The organism is Mesorhizobium sp. ES1-4 (assembly GCF_020164745.1).
GTDB lineage: Bacteria > Pseudomonadota > Alphaproteobacteria > Rhizobiales > Rhizobiaceae > Mesorhizobium.
In genome coordinates this window covers 59,778-80,651 of record NZ_JAIUGV010000003.1, presented here as the reverse complement: position 1 = coordinate 80,651, position 20,874 = coordinate 59,778, and the positions used below count along the sequence as shown (strand labels likewise).

Below are 20,874 nucleotides of genomic sequence, written 5' to 3'. Positions count from 1 at the left end.
GCGTCCGCCCGAAGGACGTTTGGCGCCCTAGTGTTGCATGCCGATGACGGCCGCCATCTCCCCCTGGCTGGCGGACCGCTGGATGGCTAGTTCCCCGCGCTGGCCATGCGCCGCCCCTTGATCGCCTTCTCCAGCCAGCCGATCTCCATTTCCGGAACGGACGACAGCAGCAGGTCGGTATAGGCGTCGAAGGGCGGTGTGAGCACCTTGCTCTTGGAGCCGTAGCGCACCACCTCGCCGCGGTACATCACCGCGATCGAATCGGCGATCGACTTCACCGTCGCCAGATCGTGGGTAATGAACAGGTAGGCGACCTTTTCATGCTGCTGCAGGTTGAGCAGCAGCTTGAGGATGCCGTTGGCCACCAACGGGTCGAGAGCCGATGTCACCTCGTCGCAGATGATCAGCTTCGGCTTGGCCGCGAGCGAGCGGGCGATGCACACGCGCTGCTTCTGGCCCCCCGAAAGCTCGGCCGGATAGCGGTCGACGAAGCCCTTGCCCATCTCGATCTCGTCAAGCAATTCGGCCACACGCCGGTCGCGTTCCCTGCCGCGGATGCCGAAATAGAATTCGAGCGGCCGGCCGATGATGGTGCCGACGGTCTGGCGCGGGTTCATCGCCACGTCCGCCATCTGGTAGATCATCTGCAATTGGCGCAGGTCCTCCTTGGGCCGGTCGGCAAGCCGGTTGGCCAGCGGGCGTCCATCGAAGGTCACCGTGCCCTGTTCGGGCGGCAACAGGCCCGTGATGGCGCGCGCCAGCGTCGACTTGCCGGAACCGGACTCGCCAACCACGGCCAGCGTCTGGCCCGGATAGATGTCGACCGAAACGTTCTTGAGCACCTTCACCTGGCCGCCGCCATAGGCCGCGGTGACGTTCTTGACCGACAGGAACGGCGTCGCGCCGGGGTTCTGTTCGGCATGCTCGATCTCGTGCACCGAGACCAGCGCGTTGGTGTATTCCTGGCGCGGCTCCTTGATGATCTGGCGGGTGCCGCCCCATTCGACCAGCCGGCCGTGGCGCAGCACCATGATCTCGTCCGAGACCTGGGCAACGACGGCAAGGTCGTGGGTGATGTAGAGCGCCGCGACATGGGTATCGCGGATGGCGTCCTTGATCGCCGACAGCACGTCGATCTGCGTCGTCACGTCGAGTGCGGTGGTCGGTTCGTCGAAGACGATCAGGTCAGGCTCCGAGCACAGCGCCATCGCCGTCATCACACGCTGCAACTGGCCACCCGACACCTGGTGCGGAAAGCGTTCGCCGATGGTTTCCGGATTGGGCAGGCTGAGCTTCTTGAACAGCGCGATCGCGCGTTTCTCCGCCTCCGCCCGTGTCGCCGTTCCGTGCAGCAGCGTGGCTTCCACCACCTGGTCCATCAGCCTGTGCGCCGGATTGAAAGCAGCTGCCGCCGACTGCGCGACATAGCAGACCTCGCGGCCGCGCAGCTTGCGGAACCCTTCCTTGCCGCCCTTGAGGATATCGCGGCCGTTGAGGATGACTTCGCCACCGGTGATGCGCACGCCGCCACGGCCATATCCCATGGCCGACAGGCCGATGGTCGATTTGCCGGCACCGGATTCGCCGATCAGGCCGAGCACCTTGCCCTTCTCCAGTGTCAGCGACACGTCGTGGACCAGCGTGATGGTCTTCGGCGCTTCTCCAGGCGGATAGACCGTCGCCTCGATGCGCAAATTGCGGATGTCGAGCAGAGGGGTCGACTTTGCCTTGCCGTCGGTCATCAGCCGCGTCCTCCCTTCAGGCTTGTCGTGCGGTTCAGCACCCAGTCGGCAACGAGATTGACGGAAATTGCCAGGGCCGCGATCGCGGCCGCGGGAATAAGCGCGGCGGCGATGCCGAAGACGATGCCGTCCTTGTTTTCCTTGACCATGCCGCCCCAGTCGGCGTCTGGCGGTTGCACGCCGAGGCCGAGGAAGGACAGCGTCGACAGGAACAGCACCGCGTAGATGAAGCGCAGGCCGAGCTCCGAGACCAGCGGCGACAGCGCATTCGGCAGGATTTCGCGGAAGATGATCCAGGCGCTGCCTTCGCCGCGCAGCTTGGCGGCCTCGACATAGTCCATGACGTTGATGTCGACGGCGACCGCACGCGCCAGGCGATAGACGCGCGTCGAATCGAGGATGCCCATCACCAGGATCAGTGTCACCAAATTGGTCGGCAGAACCGACAGCACGACCAGGGCCATGATCAGTGTCGGGATCGACATCAGGAGATCGACGAGGCGCGACAAGATCGTATCGAACCAGCCGCCGAACACCGCGGCCGAAAAGCCCAGTATGGCGCCGAGCGAGAACGACAGCGCGGTGGCAAGCACGGCGATGAACAAGGTGATGCGGGCGCCGAAGATCATGCGCGACAGCAGATCGCGGCCGAGATTGTCGGTGCCCAGCCAATGCGCCGCCGACATCGGTTCCCAGACATCGCCGACGATTTCGGCATTGTCGTGCGGCGAAATCCACGGTGCGAGGATTGCCGCGAGCACGAACAGGGCGGTCAGCACCAGGCCGAGCAAGGCGGGGATGGGAATGCGTTTTATATCGAGCATGCCCGCCCCCTCACTTTGGATGTCTGAGACGCGGATTGGCGACGATCGCCGCTATGTCCGCGATGATGTTGAGGCTGATGTAGACGGCGGCGAAGATCAGGCCGACCGCCTGCACCACGGGCACGTCGCGCTTGGTGACGTGGTCGACCAGATACTGTCCCATGCCCGGATAGACGAAGATGACCTCGACCACGACCACGCCGACGATGAGGTAGGCGAGGTTCAGCATGACGACATTGATGATCGGCGCGATCGCGTTCGGGAAGGCATGTTTGCGGATGACGGAGAAGGCTGAAAGCCCCTTGAGTTCCGCGGTCTCGACATAAGCCGACTGCATGACGTTGAGGATCGCCGCGCGGGTCATGCGCATCATGTGGGCGAGCACCACCAGTGTCAGCGCCGTGGCCGGCAGCGCGATGGCCTGCATGCGTTCGCCGAATGGCATGCCCTCATAGACGGTGGAGATGGCGGGGAAGATCTGCCATTTCACGGCGAAGAAATAGACCAGGAGATAACCGATGAAGAATTCCGGGAAGGAGGTCGAGGCGAGCGCCAGGCCGGAGATAAGCTTGTCGACCCAGCCATTGCGGTAGCGCACGGCGGTCAGACCGAGCGCTATCGCCAGCGGCACGGCCACGATCGCCGCCCAGAAAGCGAGGAACAGCGTGTTCCACAGCCTGCCCTTGATCGAGGTTGCTATGTCCTGGCCGCTCGACATCGCGGTGCCGAGGTCACCGGTCAGCACGCCGCCGAGCCAATGGAAATACCTGATATAGGCCGGGTCGTTGAGCCCAAGCTGCTCGCGCAGATTGGCGAGCGACTCCGGGGTCGCCGATTGTCCCAGGATGGCTTGCGCGACGTCGCCGGGCAGAATCTGCGTGCCGGCGAAGATCAGGACCGATATGGCCAAAAGAAGGATGATGCCCAGCGCAATGCGCTGGGCAATTAGTTTCAGGATAGGTGAAGACATCTCTGCAAAGCCGAACTCAGGCCTGCAGCCAGCACTTCGCCAGGGCGTAGCCGTTCATGAGCTCCTGATGCGGGTCGTCCACCCAGCCTTCGACCTTGGCGCCGGTCGCGTCGATGAACTGGTTGAACATCGGCAGGATCAGGCCGCCTTCGTCGCGCACCATGACAGCCATGTCGTGGTACATCTGCTTGCGCTTGGCCTCATCGAGTTCGGCGCGCGCCGCCAGCACCAGCTTGTCGAAGTCCGGGCGCTTGAAACGCGTGTCATTCCAATCCGCGGTCGACAGATAAGCGGTCGAATACATCTGGTCCTGGGTCGAGCGGCCGCCCCAGTAGGAGGCGCAGAACGGCTGCTTGTTCCAGACCTCGTTCCAGTAGCCGTCGCCAGGCTCGCGCTTGAGCTCGATCTTGATGCCGGCCTTGGCCGCGCTCTGCTGGAAGAGCTGGGACGCATCGACAGCGCCCGGGAAGGCCACGTCCGAGGTCCTGAGCAGCACGGTGCCGTCGTGACCCGACTTCTTGTAGTGGAACTTGGCCTTGTCGGGGTCGTACTTGCGCTGCTCGATCTCGGTGAACAGCGGATAGGACGCGTTGATCGGGAAGTCGTTGCCGAGCGACCCGTAGCCGCGCAGCACCTTGTTCAGCATCTCCTCGCGGTCGATCGCCAGCTTCAGCGCCATCCTGAGGTCGTTGTTGTCGAACGGCGCCGTGTTGCAATGCATGATGAACACGTAGTGGCCGGGGCCGGCATGATTGCGGATGGTGACGCCCGGAACGCGCTTGATCAGGTCGACGATCTTCGGCTCGACGCGGTTGATCATGTTGACCTGGCCGCCCTGCAGCGCCGCCGTGCGGGCGGTGGCGTCGTTGATGACGATGACCTCGATCTGGTCGGCATGGCCCATCTTGTCGCCCTGCCAGTAATTGGCGAAGCGTTCGCCACCATGGCGCACGCCGGGCTCGTTGGTCTTGACCACGTATGGTCCTGCCGAGATGCCGGCATCGGGCTTGTCCTTGCCGCCATTGGGCTGGACGATCAGGTGATAATCGCTGAGCAGGTAGGGAAGATCGGCATTGGCCTCCTTCAGCGTCAGCACCACTTCCTTGCCGCTGGCCTTGATGGTGTCGATGCCCTTCATGTAGCCGAGCGCGCCGGATTTCGATTTCTCGTCCGAATGGCGTTCGAGCGTGGCGGCCACGTCCTCGGCGGTCACCGTCTTGCCGTTGTGGAATTCGACGCCGTCACGAATCTTCAGCGTCCACACCTTGGCGTCCTTGGACGAGCCGATGTCCTCGGCGATGCGGTTCTCAAGCTTGCCTTCCGGCGACAGCTCGACGATCATTTCGCCCCAGCACTTGCCGAAGGCGAACGGAACCTGCGTCATCATCAGCGCCGGATCGAGGCTGTTGGTGGATTCGCCGCCGACCAGGCCGGCCTTCAGCGTGCCGCCCTTGACCGGTCCTGCCGCCCGCGCCGCGCTCGAAAGCAATGCGTTGGCGAAGGGCGCGGCGATGCCGAGCGCTGCCGCACGGCCAAGGAAATCACGACGGCTCAGTTTGCCGGACGCGACGCGCCGGCTAAGGAATTCCAGTTCATTTGACATTTGAGTTCCTCACTCTGTTGGGTCGACTCTGCGGTCGATTTTCTTGCTTCTTATTAAAGGGAATAATGACCGCAAGGGAAAGCGGTAAGCAAGACCGAATGCGACATGCCGTGGCGTAAATCGCACGTCGTATTTGGACCAACGATTTCAGCACTCAAACAAGCGCGCGCGGGACATTCTCGTCGAAATCGCGCTCGAAGACGAGTTTTTCGCCCTCATAGGCCTCGATTCTGGCGCTGATGATGAAATTTTGCGCGTCCGACCGCATGCGCGCCCATGTCTCGGTACGGACCGACCATCCATTTCGCGACAGGGTTTGCGTCCAGTGTGTTTTCCCAGAGGCCGACAGGGGATCGTCAGGATGGATCGTCCAGGTCTCGCGCACAATGCTGCCGTTGACCAGGCCGTGGTCGAGATCGCGCACTTCGCCGAAGTCGTCCGTTATCGAAAGCGTGACAATTCCGGTCTTTTCGTCGCGGTCGACATGGCGTTCGGAATTGGCGGGCCGAACCGTCTCGGTCGCCCAGGGCGCGGCACCTTCCGGCTCGGCGAAGACTGCTTCGTTGCCTGTCGCCAGCAGGCGCAGCGGCACCGATAGCGTGGCAGCCGACAAGGTCAGTTGTACCGGCTCAGGCGAGGGCCAGATGGCGGGCCAGTAGGCGGTCGAAACGGCGACGCGCAGACGGTGGCCTGCCGGCACGCGGTAGGCGCATTGATCGAGCACGACGCGCGCCGAAACTGTCTGCCCGGGGATCAACGCCTCGGGGAATTCATGCGAGTTGCGGTGCGTCAGGTTGAGCACGCCATAGGAAATAAGCTCGGAGGCGCCGTCGGGATGCACGTCGCAAAGGCGCACCGCGATGTTGGCCTGGGGCCGATCGGAGGCAAGCTGGATCTCGAGCTCCGGCGCGCCGACGATCTCGATCGGCTTGGTAAGCTCAGGCTGGTCGAAACACCCCGACAGCGCATCATCAGGGCGCTGGTCGCCGGGCAATTCAGGCCCGAAGGTGAAGGGAAAGTATTCGCCGCCGGCAAGTCCACAGGTCTGCGGCGAAGCCACGGTTGTAGACCCTGCGTCTGCCGAAATGAGTTCGATCGCTTCAGTCGTTATGTTGGACGACGGCCACTTCTGCTCGGCTACCCAGCGGCCGGGCCGCTCCGGATGCCAGCGGGCGGGACGCACGCTGTCCATCACATAGGCGCGGTAGTCGGGATCGGCCTCGACGCCGGTCTCGGCGCCTTTCAGCCAGCGATCCCACCAGCGCAAGGCTTCCTGGAGGAAGCCGATGGCTGGCTTGGGTCCGGCATAATGCGGGTATTTGTGAATCCAGGGACCAACGATGCCTTTGACCGGCGCCTGAATGTTGGTCACGAGGTGCGAGATCGTGTTGCGGTAGCCGTCGTGCCAGCCGCCGATCGACAGCACCGCTGCCTTGATGGCGGAGAAATCCTCGCAGATCGAACCGCGCTTCCAATAGGTGTCGCGATGCTGGTGGCCGAGCCACAGCGGCGCCATGAAGGCCAGGTTCTCCAGCCGGGTCATCCAGAGGTCGCGCCATCTGTTGTCGCCGGCGATCAGCGGGTCCGGCGGCCTCGACGAATAGGACAGCATGGTCGAGGCCCAGCCAAAATTCTCGTTCAAAAGGCAGCCGCCCTTGTAGTGGATGTCGTCGGCATAACGGTCGACGGTCGAGCACAGGCTGATCACCGCTTTGAGCGCCGGCGGCTGCTTGGCCGCCACCTGCAGGCAATTGAAGCCGCCCCAGGAAATCCCCATCATGCCGACATTGCCGTTGCACCAGGGCTGCGCCGCCGCCCAGGCGATGACATCACAGGCGTCCTGCAGTTCCTGCTCGGAATATTCGTCGTCCATCAGCCCTTCGGAATCGCCATTGCCGCGCATGTCGACGCGGATCGCGGCGTAGCCATGGCCGGCGAAATAGGGATGCGTCAGCTGATCGCGAAAGATCGTGCCGTCGCGCTTGCGGTAGGGCAAGTGTTCGAGGATCGCCGGCACCGGGTCATCGCCGGCATCCTCCGGCATCCACACCCGCGCCGACAGCCGACAGCCATCGGGCATGACGATGCCCATATCCGGAAATTCGACGACCTTGCGGGGGAAATCGGTGACAGTTTTCATGCGGCGAACTCCAACATCGCCACATGATGAAGTCCATGGGACCTCGTCGTGGGCCAGCCAACGAATTCGGCTGGTCAATCCGCGTCAGTTCAGCGGGATGTCGTTCTCGGCCTTGCTCGCCTGGTAGGCGCCGGACAGTTCGTCGTAGCGCGCCGAGATGGTCCCGATGCGCGCTTCCAGCCGCCGGCGTTCGGCCTCGGGCAGCGCCCGCACCAGCCGGCGGATGGAAAAGCTCTTCCAATAGGCATTCTCGGCATTGTAGCCGCCGGGGTCGAGGGTGAAGACCTCTTTCAGGATTTTGAGATCGTGCGGGATGGCGAAACTGTCGCGGGAATCCTCGTGGCTGAACAGGTAGTAGAAATTGTCGAAGCCGGTCCAGGTGATCGCCGACAGGCAGAGTGAACAGGGCTCGTGCGTGGCGATGAAGATCGCGTCTTTCGTGTCGACACGTTCGGCCTTGGGCATCTCGTAAAAACGCTTCAGGCAATGCACCTCGCCATGCCAGAGCGGGTTCTCCATCTCGTTGTTGGTCTCGGCCAGTACCAGCGAATGGTCGTCCTTGCGCAGGATCGCCGCGCCGAACAGCTTGTTGCCATGGGCGACGCCTTCTTGTGTCTTCGGCACGATGTCGTGCTCGATGACGTCGAGCAGGCGGTCGATCAGCGAAATTTCGGTCATGAAAAGCTCTCGTCGGGGAGGTGGATCTCGTAGGCGTGCGAGAAATGGAATTCCTCGAGGTTGGAGCCGTCGCCGCCGCGGTCGACGATCAGGAAGTCCTGTGCCTCGCCGAGCGGCGTCAGCACGCCATGCCAGAGGTTGCGGGAATAGTTGATGCCTTGTCCCGGTGCGGTGATGAAGGCATGCGGCTCGCCCGGCCCCTCCTTGCCGTCATGGCAGACCACGACCAGGAACGGACGCGGCGACAGCGGGATGAAGGCCTGGCTGCCCAAGGGATGACGCTCGACCATGGTCAGCTTCAGCGGCAGCTCGTAAGGGGTGCCGCGCACCATCGAGATCAGCACGCGGGCATTCGGCCCTGTTGCTTGCGCAGTGGCCAAATCGTGGTAGCGCTCTGCCTTGCCGCCATTGATCGGATAGTGATTGTCGCCGCCCATGTCGATGACGTCGCCGAATTCGGCAAACGCCTCACGGGTCAGCGGCCGCGCGACGATGCGGGTCACCGCGCGCGACCGCCGATATCAGCCCCGCCGAGCTTGGCGTGCCGGTTGACGTCCTTGTAGAGCAGATAGCGGAATTTGCCGGGGCCGCCGGCATAGCAGGCCTGCGGGCAGAAGGCGCGCAGCCACATATAGTCGCCCGCCTCGACCTCGACCCAGTCCTGGTTGAGCCGATAGACCGCCTTGCCTTCGAGCACATAGAGCCCGTGTTCCATGACATGCGTCTCGGCGAAAGGAATGACCGCGCCGGGCTCCAGCGTGACGATGGTCATATGCATGTCGTGGCGCAAATCGGCCGGATCGACGAACCGCGTGGTTGCCCAGCGGCCCTCGGTGCCCGGCATCGGCGTCGGCGCGATCTCCTGTTCGTCGGTGAAGAAGGCCTCGGGGATATCGAGGCCGTCGACCGCCTCATAAGCCTTGCGTATCCAGTGGAAGCGGACAGCCGTCCTGCCTTCGTTGCGAACCGTCCAGCCGCTGGCCGGCGGCAGGAAAGCAAAGCCGCCGGGGCTCAAGCTATGCTTCTTGCCGTCGAGCAGAACCGTGAGTTCGCCCTCGACCACGAACAGGGCGCCTTCGGCGCCGGCATCGGGCTCCGGCCGATCGCTGCCGCCACCGGGCGCGACCTCGACGATGTATTGCGAAAACGTCTCGGCGAAGCCGGACAGCGGCCGCGACAGGATCCAGACGCGGGTCTTGTCCCAGAACGGCAAGGCGCTGGTGACGATATCCTGCATCACGCCCTTGGGAATGACGGCATAGGCCTCGGTGAAGACGGCGCGGCCGGTCAGAAGCTCGCTCTGGCCGGAATGGCCGCCATGTGGGGCATAATAGGTGCGCTCGGGCATCCTGATCGTATCCATGGGGTTCAAACCTATTGTGGGAGCATGTCCTTGAGGCGCAGCAGCGCGATGCGCTCGACCTGTTTGCAGGCGGTTTCGAGTTCGACGCTGCGGCTGTTGCCGATGCGGGCTTCGAATTCGGCGAGGATTTCCTCCTTTGTCTTGCCCTTCACCGCGATGATGAAGGGGAAGCCGAAGGTGGTGACGTAGGCGGCGTTGAGCTTGGAGAACAATTCGCGTTCCTTGTCGGTCAGCGCGTCGAGGCCGGCGGAAGCCTGTTCCCTGGTCGATTCCGCCGTCAGCCGCTTGGCCTTGGCCAGCTTGCCGGCCAGGTCGGGATGGGCGTTGAGCACGCCGAGCCGCTCGGTCTCGCTGGCGGAACGGAAGATGCGGCAGAGCGCATTGTGCAGGCCCCCCGCCGTGTCGTGCGCCGGGCCGAGCTCCAGCTCGTAGGCCCGCTCGGCAATCCAGGGTGAATGTTCGAAAACGCCGCCGAAGGTGTGAACGAAGGTCTCGAATTCCATCTTCGATGGTCGGAGTGCCGCCGGCCTGTAAGGATGGTTCTCCTGCCAGTGGCGGGCAATGTCGATGCGCCGCGCCAGCCAGACCTTGTCGTGTGATTTGACATAATCGACGAAGCGCTTCAGCGCCGCCACCCGGCCCGGTCGCCCGACGAGGCGGCAGTGCAGCCCGACGTTCATCATGCGCGGCCTGCCTGCCTTGCCCTCGGCATAGAGCGTATCAAAACTGTCCTTCAGATAGGCGAAGAACTGGTCGCCCGAGTTGAAGCCTTGCGGCGTGGCAAAGCGCATGTCGTTGGCGTCGAGCGTGTAGGGGATGATGAGCTGCGTGCCGTGCTCATGCTCGAACCAGTAGGGCAGCTCGTCGTCATAGGTGTCCGAGACGTAGTCGAACCCGCCTTCCTCCGCCACCAGCCGGACCGTGTTGACCGATGTGCGGCCCGTATACCACCCCGTCGGGCGCTGGCCGGTCACCTCGTAGTGCAGCTTGATCGCCGCTTCCAGGTCGGCGCGCTCGTCCTCGGCGCCGTGGTCGCGGTAGTCGATCCATCTCAGCCCGTGCGAGGCGATCTCCCAGCCGGCTTCCTGCATGGCCGCGACCTGGTCGGGTGAGCGGGCGAGCGCCGTGGCGACACCGTAGCAGGTCACGGGCACTTGCTCTTCGCTGAACAGACGCAGCAGCCGCCAGAAGCCGGCCCGCGCCCCGTATTCGTAGATCGATTCCATGTTCCAGTGGCGCTGGCCGACCCAGGGTGCTGCGCCGACGATTTCAGACAGGAAGGCTTCCGAAGCCTTGTCGCCATGGAGCACGCAGTTCTCGCCGCCCTCCTCGTAGTTGACGACGAACTGCACGGCGACATGTGCGCCGCCAGGCCATTTCGGATCCGGCGGATTGGCTCCGTAGCCACGCATGTCCCTGCTGTAACGCATCGTCCCTCCGCGCCCGGCATCACCGGAACCATGATCAGGATATCGAAAGGGTGCTTCTCGCATTCCCCCGAAAATTTTTGAAAGTGTTTTTGTCGCACTCCGCTCGACCGGACCTTATGCATGGCCTTTAATTGGCGCACAATTCATCGATAATGTTCGAACGTTGGCGGCATCGGCCAATCCGCTCGAACTGGAAGTGGGAGGCGGCCAATGGCAGAGACGTCGAAAGCCGATGGCGGTCGTTTGACGACCCATGTCCTGGATACCGCGACCGGCAGGCCGGCGGCGGGATTGTCGATCGCGCTCTACCGTCTCGACGGTGCTGCCCGCACGCCTCTGAAGACGGTCGTCACCAACGCGGACGGCCGCTGTGACGCGCCGCTGCTGGCAGGCGCGGACTTCCGCGCCGGCGAATACGAACTGGTGTTCGCGGCCGGCGACTATCTGCGCCGCCAGGGCACGAAGCTGCCGGAGCCTGCTTTCCTCGACATCGTGCCGATCCGCTTCGGCATGGCGGAGCCGGTGCATTATCATGTACCATTGTTGATCTCGCCCTACGGCTATTCCACCTACAGGGGGAGCTGAGGCATGGCCAAGGTCAACATCCGCAACGAAATCCGTTTCATTCTGAATGGCAGGGATGTCGCGCTGTCACCCGTCGCGCCCGACGCGACCTTGCTCGACTGGCTGCGGCTCGACCGTTCGCTGCGCGGCACCAAGGAAGGATGCGCCGAGGGCGATTGCGGCGCCTGCACCGTGCTGGTCGGCAAGCTTTCAGCCGGCGGGCTGGTCTATGAAGGCGTCAATGCCTGCATCCGCTTCCTCGGTTCGCTCGACGGCACCCATGTCGTAACGGTCGAGCATCTGCGCGAAGCTGGCCAGTTGCATCCTGTCCAGCAGGCGATGGTCGACTTCCATGGCTCGCAATGCGGATTCTGCACGCCGGGTTTCATCATGTCGCTCTACGGCCTCTGGATGAAGTCACCGGATCCGTCGAACGCGGCCATCGAGAAAGCCTTGCAAGGCAATCTCTGCCGCTGCACCGGCTATGAGGCGATCATGCGCGCCGCGCATGCCATATCGAGCTATGGCAAGGTGGCGAAGGACCCGCTGGCGGCGGAGCGCCGGGACATCGCGACCCGGCTGCAGGCGTTGCGCGACGGCGCCAGGATCGAGATCGGCTCCGGCAGGACACGGCTAGTCGTGCCGGCCGATGCCGACGATTTCGCTTTTGTCTTCGAGAAGGAGCCCACCGCGACAGTCGTCGCCGGGTCGACCGACGTCGGCCTGTGGGTGACCAAGCAAATGCGCGACATCTCGCCGGCGATCTTCATCGGCAATCTGCCGGGGCTTTGCACCATCACGGAAGAAAATGGCGTCATATCGATCGGCGCCGGCGTCACCTACACCGAAGCCTTTTCGACACTGTCGAAGCGCATCCCGGCGCTGGGGCCGTTGTTCGACCGCATCGGCGGCGAACAGGTCCGCAACATGGGCACGATCGGCGGCAACGTCGCCAACGGCTCGCCGATCGGCGACACGCCGCCGCCCCTAATCGCGCTCGGCGCACGGCTGACGCTGCGCAAGGGCGACAAGCGCCGCACGATCCCGCTGGAGACTTTCTTCATCGCCTATGGCAAGCAGGACCGGCAGCCCGGTGAGTTCGTAGAGGCCGTCCACGTTCCGGTGCTGGCCAAGGGCACAAAGTTTGCCGTCTACAAAGTCACAAAGCGCCGCGACGAGGACATCACGGCGGCCCTCGGCGCCTTTTTCCTGACGCTGGCCAAGGACGGCACGGTCGAGGATGTGCGCATCGCCTATGGCGGCATGGCGGCAACGCCCAAGCGGGCGTCGGCCGTCGAACAGGCACTGCTGGGCAAGCCGTGGATCGAACAGACGGTCGAGGCTGCAATGGCCGAATACGCCAGGGATTTCACGCCGCTGACCGATATGCGGGCAAGCGCAGAATATCGCGCCCTGGCGGCGCGTAATCTTCTCTTGCGCTTCTTTGTCGAAACCACCGGCACCAAGGCGCCATTCCAGGTATCTCGCAGCGAGGCGGCATGATGAACAAGCACGCTGCTCCCAACCTCAAGGCCGAGAAGATCGTCGGCGGTGTCGCTACCGACCAGCGGCACGATTCCGCCCACAAGCATGTCAGCGGTGGCGCCGTCTACATCGACGACATGCCGGAACCGGCAGGCACGCTGCATGTCGGCCTTGGCCTGTCCAGGGTGGCGCATGGCGTTCTGAAAAGCGTCGACCTCTCGGCGGTGCGCGCGGCCCCTGGCGTCGTCGACGTGCTGACTTATGCAGACGTGCCGGGTGAGAACGATGTCTCGCCAAGCAACATGCATGACGATCCAGTGCTGGCGGAAGGCAAGGTGCAGTTCTTCGGCCAGCCTATCTTCGCTGTGATTGCCGAGACGCGCGAGGCAGCCAGGCGCGCCGCGCGCCTGGCCCGGATCGGGTATGACGAGCTTCCCGCCGTGATCGACATCTGGGACCTTGATCCGACGAAGGACAAGCAGGTGACCACGCCGCTGGTCCTGAAGCGTGGCGATGCGGCCGCGGCAATCAAGGCAGCGCCCCGCCGCATCAAGAACCGTATGTGGCTTGGCGGCCAGGACCATTTCTACCTCGAAGGCCAGGTGTCGCTCGCCATCCCCGGCGAGGACGACGAGGTGACCGTCTACTGTTCGACCCAGGGGCCGAGCGAGACGCAGCATCTGGTCGCCCACACGCTTGGCGTGCCGAGCAACGCGGTGACGGTGGAAGTGCGCCGCATGGGCGGCGGCTTCGGCGGCAAGGAAACGCAGGCCAACCAGTGCGCCGCGATCGCCGCCATCGCCGCCAAGAAGCTGAAGCGGGCGGTCAAGATCCGGCTCGACCGCGACGAGGACATGACCGCCACCGGCAAGCGGCACGATTTCGCCATAGACTACGAGGTCGGCTTCGACGACGAGGGCAACATCCTCGGCGTCGACTTCACCTACGCATTGCGCTGCGGCTTTTCCGCCGACCTTTCCGGGCCGGTCGGCGATCGTGCGTTGTTCCATTGCGACAACGCCTATTTCTATCCCGCGGTGCTGGCCAAGTCGGCGCCGCTCTTCACCAACACCGTGTCCAACACCGCCTTTCGCGGCTTCGGCGGCCCGCAAGGCATGGTCGGCGCCGAGCGGGTCATCGACGAGGTCGCCTTCGCGGTCGGCAAGGATCCGCTCGAAATCCGCAAGCTGAATTTCTACGATCCGATGGAGGCGATCGGCGGCCGCAACGTCACGCCCTATCACCAGAAGGTCGAGGACTGCATCATCCAGCGCATCGTGGCGGAACTGGAAGAGAGCGCCGGCTATGCGCGCCGCCGTCGCGAGATTTCCGCGTTCAACGCCAACAGCCGCTTCATCAAGCGCGGCCTGGCGCTGACGCCGGTCAAGTTCGGCATCTCCTTCACCAAGACCGAGTCCAACCAGGCCGGGGCGCTGGTGCATGTCTATGCAGATGGTTCGGTGCACATGAACCATGGCGGCACCGAGATGGGCCAGGGCCTGCACCTCAAGGTCGCGCAGGTCGTGGCGGAGGAATTCCAGATCGACCTCGACCGCGTGAAGATCACCGCCACCACCACCGCCAAGGTGCCCAACACCGCGCCGACCGCGGCGTCCTCGGGCGCCGACCTCAACGGCATGGCGGCGCAGAATGCGGCGCGCCAGATCCGTCAGCGGCTGACCGACTTCGCCGCCGAGAGATATCAGATCCCTGTCGACCAGGTGGTGTTCCTGCCCAACCGGGTGCGCGTCGGCAACCAGGAGGTCAGCTTCAACGACCTGGTCAAGCAGGCTTATGTCGCGCGTGTGCAGCTCTCGGCCGCCGGCTTCTACAAGACGCCGAAGATCCACTGGGACCGCGGCAAGGGCCAGGGCCACGCCTTCTATTACTATGCCTATGGCGCGGCCTGTGCGGAAGTGTCGGTCGACACGCTGACGGGCGAGTATGTCGTCGAGCGCGCCGATATCCTGCACGATTGCGGCCGTTCGCTGAACCGGGCCATCGACATCGGCCAGGTCGAGGGCGGCTTCATCCAGGGCATGGGCTGGCTGACCACCGAGGAGCTGTGGTGGGACGACAAGGGCCGGCTGCGCACGCATGCACCATCGACATACAAGATTCCGCTGGCGTCGGATCGGCCGAAGGTCTTCAACGTGGCGCTGACCGACTGGTCGCAGGCTTATGAGCCGACCATCCATCGCTCCAAGGCGGTCGGCGAGCCGCCATTGCCGCATGGCATGGCGGTGCTGCACGCCCTGTCGGATGCGGTGGCCAGCGTCGCAGGCCACAAGATCTGCCCGCGTCTCGACGCGCCGGCGACACCCGAACGCGTGCTGATGGCGATCGAGCGGTTGAAAGCAGAGATCAAGGCTGGCGCCTGAATCGGGCAAAACGTGCAATTCGGACCGAAAAAGCCTATATTTCCTCTTCGGGAACCGTGAATCATGAACTCGAACGTGCAAAGCCTGAAAGCCTTTCTTGGCGGCGCCGGCCGGCTCGCTCTGGTCGAAGTGGCCGGGACAAAAGGCTCGACGCCGCGTGAGAAGGGCGCCTTCATGCTTGTTTCGCCGGCGGCGATCTTCGGCACGATCGGCGGCGGCCAGCTCGAATACATGGCGATCGACAAGGCAAGGCAGATGCTCATCTCCCCCCTCGAGGGGGAGATGGCCGCGAAGCGGCCAGGGGGGGTCCTCGCAGGAGGCACCGCAAGGGTGTCGAGCACTGCCGCAACGACCCCACCCGGCGGCTTCGCCGCCACCCTCCCCTCAAGGGGGAGGGGAACCCGCATCGAAGCCGACGAAGTCCGCGCCACGCTTGACGTTCCGCTCGGACCCGAAATCGGCCAGTGCTGCGGCGGGCGGGTCGAGGTGCTGATCAGGCTGGTCGATGCCGCACTCGCCGCCGAACTGGTTGCGGCCGCGGAAGCCGAGGAAGCGCATCTGCCGCATGTCTACATCTTCGGCGGCGGCCATGTCGGCCAGGCGCTCGCGTCGGCGATTGCGCTCCTTCCCGTGCATGGCGTCGTCATCGAGACACGCGCCGAGGCGCTGGAAGGCATGCCGGAAACTGTCGAGACACGGCTTACGCCGATGCCCGAGGCCGAGGTGCGCAACGCTCCGGCCGGCACCGCCTTCGCCATCCTCACCCATGACCATGCGCTGGATTTCCTGATCGTCGCCGAAGCGTTGAAACGCGACGACGCGGCCTATGTCGGCATGATCGGCTCGAAGACCAAGAAAGCCACGTTCAGGACCTGGTACCTGAAGTCGGCGGGCGGCGCGGAGGCCGAATTCGCCCGCCTCGTCTCGCCGATTGGCGGCGACGCCGTCAAGGACAAGCGTCCGCCGGTCATCGCCGCACTGGCGGCCGCCGAGATCATGACGGCGCTGGTCGTGCACGGGCCGGCCTTAAGGGCCGACCATTCCCATGGCAGGGTAATGGCGAATTAAGCTTGCGCCGGCAGCCAAGCCGGCCGTTTCAAGCCGAGATGTTCGCGCAGCGTGCGGCCCTCATAGTCCTTGCGGAACAGGCCGCGCCGCTGCAGCTCCGGAACGACCAGCGTGCAAAAGGCATCGAGTTCGCCGGGAAAGTAAGACGGCATGACGTTGAAGCCGTCGGCGGCACCGCCTTCGAACCGTTCCTGCAACGCGTCGGCGACTTGCGCCGCTGTGCCGACGATGCGCCAATGGCCGCGTGCGCCGGCGAAGTGGCGGGCAAGCTGGCGGATGGAAAGCCCGTCGCGGCGCGATTGCTCGACGACCAGCGCTTGCCGACTTTGCATGCCTTCGCTCTCCGGCAGTTCCGGCAGCGGTCCGTCGATCGGATAGCGCCAGAGGTCGGCGATGCTGAGATAGCTGGACAGCAGCGCCACGCCGACATCATCGGGGATCAATTCCTGCAGTTCCTCGAATTTCGCGCGGGCCTCGGCTTCGGTTTCCGCCACGACGGGCGCGACACCGGGCATGATCTTGATGTCGTCGGGCTCACGCCCATAGGCCGCCATGCGCCCTTTGAGGTCGTCATAGAAGGCCTTCGCTTCCTCGAAGGTCTGTGCCGCCGTGAACACCAGGTCGGCAGTGCGGGCAGCAAGGTCGCGGCCGACATCCGAGGCGCCGGCCTGCACCATCACAGGTGCGCCCTGCGGCGAACGCGGCAGGTCGAGCGGATCGCGCACTGAAAAGCTCTGGCCGTCATGGCCGGACGGCCCCCCGTGCCAAAGCCCGGTGACCACTTCGGCGAATTCGCGTGCCCGCTCATAGCGGTCGGCATGGGGCTTGAGGCCTGTCGCGCCGAAATTGGCGGCTTCGATCGGGCTGGCTGATGTGACCAGGTTCCAGCCGGCCCGCCCACCGCTCAGATGGTCGAGCGACAGGAAAGTCCGCGCCAGGCCGTAAGGTTCGTTGTAGCTGGTCGACGCCGTGGAGACGAGGCCGATGCGGCTGGTCTGGACAGCGAGAGCCGAAAGCAGGCTGATCGGCTCGAATCCGATCGAGCGTGAGGTCTGGCTGGCGATGTTGATATTGGCCTCGCGCAGACCGGCGGCGTCCTCGCAGAAGATCATGTCGAACTTGGCCGCTTCAGCCGTGCGCGCCAACTGGATGTAATGGTCGATATCGATGCCGGCAGTCACATGCGCTTGAGGGTGGCGCCAGGCGGCGATGTGGTGGCCGGTCGCCCACAGGAAGGCGCCGAGCTTCATCTGGTGGGAGGCGGTCATTGGTCACCTGCGACTGCGAGCCCGAGATGGGAGCGCAGGATTGTACCGCTGTAGCCCTCTCGAAACAGGCCACCCCGCCGCAACTCCGGCAGGACACCATCGACGAAACCGTCAAGTGCGGACGATCGCGCCGGCAGCTGGATGTTGAATCCGTCGCAGGCTTTCGACTGGAACCGGTCCGCCATCCTGCCGGCGACGGTGGCGGGTTTGTCATCGGCGCTGAAGGAGACGTTCATCAGCACCTTGACGGCATCTGGGTCGCGCCCGCTGGTCGCAGCGCGGCGCTTCAGCTCGTCGTGGCGTGTTTTGGCGGCCTCGAACGGCTCGTCGTCCAGCAAGATGACGTCGGCGGTGCGGGCAGCGATGTCGAAGTCGGGCTCCGACAGACCCGACAGCGCCAGCACCGGGGTGTCCTGCGGCGAGCGCGCGACGTTCAGCGGGCCGCGCACGGAGAAGAATTCGCCCTTGTGGTCGAGCAGGCGCATCTTTTCAGGCTCATGGAAGCGGCCGCCGCGCTTGTCGAACACGAGCGCGTCGGCATCCCAGCCGTTCCACAGCCCTTGGACAATGCCGATATATTCCGCGGTGCGGCGGCGAAAATCGTCGTCGGAGAACCCTTGCGGCCGGCTGAAATTGCCAGCTTCGCCTGGCGCCTGCGTCATGGTCGCGTTCCAGCCGGCGCGGCCATGACTGATGATGTCGAGCGAGGCAAAGCGGCGCGCCAGATTGTAGGGCTGATGGGCGACGGTCGAGGCACTGGCAAGGAGGCCGATCCTTTCGGTCACGGTCGCCAGCGCGGCGACGAGGGTGGTTGCCTCGAACAGGCTGGTCGACCGCTTGCCGCCCGGCAAGGTGTCGCAGATGATGACCATGTTGATACCCGCCCTCTCCGCGTTCCGTACCGATGCGGCTATCTCACCGAATGTCGGGCCGGCCTCCCCTGCGGCGGAAGCAATGTCGAGCGAAACGGCGAGATGCATTTTGCGGCCCATCTGGCTGTCCGCGACGTATGGCAGCCATCCGGCTACCAACCTAGGCTGGCTTTCACGCAAGGCAACCGGATCAGATGAGCCACGAGGCCATCACTTGCCGGCCAGAAGGTCCTTGATCAGCCGCTGGCATCGCTCCGCCATGAAGTCGAGCAATAGCCGCACCTTGGGATCCTGCAGCTTCTTGTGCGGATAGACGGCGGCGAACTGTACCGGAGTCGGCGGCGTGTTGCTCAGGATCACTTTCAGCCGCCGGTCGCGGATGAACGGTTCGACCTCGAAGCGCGGCTTGTTGATGATGCCGCGCCCGGACAGCGCCCAGCCGGTCAGCACGTCGCCATCGTCGGTGTCGTAGGGCCCATGCACCTCGAATTTCTGCGGCCCGGTCGGGGTCTGCAAGGTCCAGACATATTCGCGCGCGCCGGAATAGCGCAGCATCAGGCAGTCATGTTTCCTGCCGATCAGTTCCTGCGGTTCCATAGGCTCGCCGCGCGCCTCCAGATATTTGGGCGCGGCCACCAGCACGCGTTCGCATTCCATGATGCCGCGCATCCGAAGACTGGAATCCTCGATAATGCCCAACCGGAAAGCGACGTCGATGCCTTCCTTCATGATGTCGACATTGTGGTCCGAGAGCCTGAGCCGCACTTCGATGTCGGGGTATTTGTCGTGGAAATCGGGAATGCCCGAGGCCACCAGCCGGCGCCCGAGGCCGAGCGGGGCGGTGACGCGAATGGTGCCGCGAGGCTGGCCGGACAGCGCCGAGACGGCGGCTTCCGCCTCGGTGATCGCCTCCAGCACCTGCTTGGCGCCGGCATAAAACACATTGCCGTGTTCGGTCGGCATCAGTTGCCGTGTGGTGCGGTTGAACAGCCGCACGCCCAGATGCTTCTCCAACTCCTTGATGCGGTTGGAGGCGACCGCCGGCGAAATACGCATATCGCGGCCCGCCGCCGACAGGTTGCCGAGTTCGACGACGCGGACGAAAACGGCGATGTTGTCGAGATAGGCCATGCGGTTCCGTCGCTTTCATGCGGCTGCGTATAGGCAGCCTAGTATTTTCCATTTTTTTTTGAAAGTCATCGCACACCTCGCCTCTTTTCGTTTGCGCGCCACACCGTAAAGTCACCCGATCGGCAGGGACGACTTCAATGATGGATTTCGCGATTTTCTGGGATTGGCTGAGCTTTGCCGTGCGCTGGCTGCACGTCATCACCGGCATAGCCTGGATCGGCTCGTCTTTCTATTTCGTCGCGCTCGATCTTGGCCTGCGCCAGCGTCCCGGCATGCCGGCAGGCGCATTCGGTGAGGAATGGCAGGTGCACGGCGGCGGCTTCTACCACATCCAGAAATACCTGGTGGCGCCGGCCGAGATGCCGGAGCACCTGACCTGGTTCAAATGGGAATCCTACGCCACCTGGCTGTCCGGCTTCGCCATGCTGTGCGTGGTTTATTACGCAGGAGCCGATCTGTTCCTGATCGATCCCAATGTGCTGCCTATGTCGGTGCCGGTCGGCATCCTGCTGTCGATGGCGACGATCGGCGTCGGCTGGGTCGTCTACGATCTGCTCTGCCGCTCGCCGCTCGGCAGAAGCGACACCGGCCTGATGCTTGTGCTCTATTGCGTGCTCGTTTTCATCGCCTGGGGGCTGACGCATCTGTTCACGGGCCGTGCCGCCTTCCTGCATCTGGGCGCCATCACCGCGACGATCATGTCGGCCAATGTCTTCATGGTCATCATTCCCAACCAGAAGATCGTCGTCGCCGACCTCATCGCCGGCCGCAAGCCTGATCCGAAATACGGCAAGATCGCCAAGCAGCGTTCCCTTCACAACAATTATTTGACGCTGCCGGTCCTGTTCCTGATGCTGTCGAACCATTATCCATTGGCGTTCGGCACGCAGTTCAGCTGGGTCATCGCCTCGCTGGTGTTCATCATCGGCGTCCTGATCCGCCACTATTTCAACACCGTGCACAAGCGCGCCGGCAACCCGCACTGGACCTGGCTCGGCGCCCTTGTCCTGTTCATGATCATCATCTGGCTATCGACGGTGCCGAAGGTGCTGACCGGCGAACCGAAGGTGTCCGCCTCGGCGCAGGTCTACATCGCCTCGGCGCATTTCCCGGCCGTGCGTGACACCGTTCTCGGCCGCTGCTCGATGTGCCATGCGGCCGAGCCGGTCTATGAAGGCATCTATCATGCACCCAAGGGCGTGATGCTGGATACCGACGCCGGCATCGCTGACCATGCCCGCGAGATCTATCTGCAGGCCGGGCGCAGCCACGCCATGCCGCCCGCCAATGTCTCGCAGATCACCGACAAGGAACGGGCGCTGCTGGTGGCCTGGTTCGAAGGCGCGGGGAAATAA

General features: G+C 64.0%; 17 protein-coding genes. 5 read left to right on the top strand and 12 right to left on the bottom strand.

What is annotated here, in order from left to right; all coding sequences use genetic code 11:
* Positions 1-86 precede the first annotated feature (86 nt).
* From LB556_RS06355 to puuE, 9 genes are all read right to left on the bottom strand, one after another.
* Positions 87-1,742 carry an ABC transporter ATP-binding protein gene (locus LB556_RS06355; RefSeq protein ID WP_224565219.1) on the bottom strand — a complete coding sequence of 552 codons (1,656 nt, stop codon included), beginning with the start codon at positions 1,740-1,742 and terminating at the stop codon, positions 87-89.
* Positions 1,742-2,566 (bottom strand): ABC transporter permease, encoded by an 825-nt coding sequence (locus LB556_RS06350; RefSeq protein ID WP_224565217.1) that lies wholly within the window; start codon positions 2,564-2,566, stop codon positions 1,742-1,744. The genes LB556_RS06355 and LB556_RS06350 overlap by 1 nt, the downstream gene beginning before the upstream one ends.
* 10 nt (positions 2,567-2,576) lie before the next feature.
* Entirely contained in the window at positions 2,577-3,536 is a 960-nt protein-coding gene (locus LB556_RS06345) for an ABC transporter permease (protein WP_224565215.1), read from the bottom strand.
* Positions 3,537-3,552: 16 nt separating this feature from the next.
* Positions 3,553-5,139 carry an ABC transporter substrate-binding protein gene (locus LB556_RS06340; RefSeq protein WP_224565214.1) on the bottom strand — a complete coding sequence of 529 codons (1,587 nt, stop codon included), beginning with the start codon at positions 5,137-5,139 and terminating at the stop codon, positions 3,553-3,555.
* Positions 5,140-5,293: 154 nt separating this feature from the next.
* A complete protein-coding gene (locus tag LB556_RS06335; protein WP_224565212.1) occupies positions 5,294-7,279 on the bottom strand; it encodes a CocE/NonD family hydrolase in 1,986 nt (661 codons plus the stop codon).
* 84 nt (positions 7,280-7,363) lie between these two features.
* Positions 7,364-7,957, bottom strand: coding sequence for a nucleoside deaminase (locus tag LB556_RS06330; protein WP_224565210.1), 594 nt, complete (start codon positions 7,955-7,957; stop codon positions 7,364-7,366).
* Positions 7,954-8,460: an ureidoglycolate lyase gene (locus tag LB556_RS06325; RefSeq protein WP_224565208.1), complete on the bottom strand. Its 507-nt coding sequence runs from the start codon at positions 8,458-8,460 to the stop codon at positions 7,954-7,956. Before LB556_RS06325 ends, LB556_RS06330 begins: the two co-directional genes overlap by 4 nt.
* The gene (locus tag LB556_RS06320) at positions 8,457-9,320 is read right to left on the bottom strand and encodes a bifunctional allantoicase/(S)-ureidoglycine aminohydrolase (RefSeq protein WP_224565206.1); all 864 of its coding nucleotides are present in this window, start codon (positions 9,318-9,320) and stop codon (positions 8,457-8,459) included. Before LB556_RS06320 ends, LB556_RS06325 begins: the two co-directional genes overlap by 4 nt.
* An 11-nt stretch (positions 9,321-9,331) precedes the next feature.
* Entirely contained in the window at positions 9,332-10,750 is a 1,419-nt protein-coding gene (gene puuE, locus LB556_RS06315; protein ID WP_224565204.1) for an allantoinase PuuE, read from the bottom strand.
* A gap of 210 nt (positions 10,751-10,960) precedes the next feature.
* Here puuE and uraH point away from each other — a divergent pair, with 210 nt between their 5' ends.
* From uraH to xdhC, 4 genes are all read left to right on the top strand, one after another.
* Positions 10,961-11,335: a hydroxyisourate hydrolase gene (gene uraH, locus LB556_RS06310; protein ID WP_224565202.1), complete on the top strand. Its 375-nt coding sequence runs from the start codon at positions 10,961-10,963 to the stop codon at positions 11,333-11,335.
* A gap of 3 nt (positions 11,336-11,338) precedes the next feature.
* Positions 11,339-12,817: a xanthine dehydrogenase small subunit gene (gene xdhA / locus LB556_RS06305; RefSeq protein WP_224565200.1), complete on the top strand. Its 1,479-nt coding sequence runs from the start codon at positions 11,339-11,341 to the stop codon at positions 12,815-12,817.
* Entirely contained in the window at positions 12,817-15,180 is a 2,364-nt protein-coding gene (xdhB, locus tag LB556_RS06300) for a xanthine dehydrogenase molybdopterin binding subunit (RefSeq protein ID WP_224565926.1), read from the top strand. The genes xdhA and xdhB overlap by 1 nt, the downstream gene beginning before the upstream one ends.
* A gap of 63 nt (positions 15,181-15,243) precedes the next feature.
* Entirely contained in the window at positions 15,244-16,248 is a 1,005-nt protein-coding gene (gene xdhC, locus LB556_RS06295; protein WP_224565198.1) for a xanthine dehydrogenase accessory protein XdhC, read from the top strand.
* Here xdhC and LB556_RS06290 read toward each other — a convergent pair.
* From LB556_RS06290 to LB556_RS06280, 3 genes are all read right to left on the bottom strand, one after another.
* Positions 16,245-17,516, bottom strand: a complete 1,272-nt coding sequence (locus tag LB556_RS06290) for an LLM class flavin-dependent oxidoreductase (RefSeq protein ID WP_224565196.1) — start codon at positions 17,514-17,516, stop codon at positions 16,245-16,247. The two genes, xdhC and LB556_RS06290, sit on opposite strands and share 4 nt — an antisense overlap.
* The gene (locus LB556_RS06285) at positions 17,513-18,508 is read right to left on the bottom strand and encodes an LLM class flavin-dependent oxidoreductase (RefSeq protein ID WP_224565195.1); all 996 of its coding nucleotides are present in this window, start codon (positions 18,506-18,508) and stop codon (positions 17,513-17,515) included. The genes LB556_RS06290 and LB556_RS06285 overlap by 4 nt, the downstream gene beginning before the upstream one ends.
* 90 nt (positions 18,509-18,598) lie before the next feature.
* Positions 18,599-19,519, bottom strand: coding sequence for a LysR family transcriptional regulator (locus tag LB556_RS06280; RefSeq protein ID WP_224565193.1), 921 nt, complete (start codon positions 19,517-19,519; stop codon positions 18,599-18,601).
* A gap of 137 nt (positions 19,520-19,656) precedes the next feature.
* On the opposite strand from LB556_RS06280, the gene LB556_RS06275 reads away from it, so the two are divergent.
* Positions 19,657-20,874 carry a urate hydroxylase PuuD gene (locus LB556_RS06275; RefSeq protein WP_224565191.1) on the top strand — a complete coding sequence of 406 codons (1,218 nt, stop codon included), beginning with the start codon at positions 19,657-19,659 and terminating at the stop codon, positions 20,872-20,874.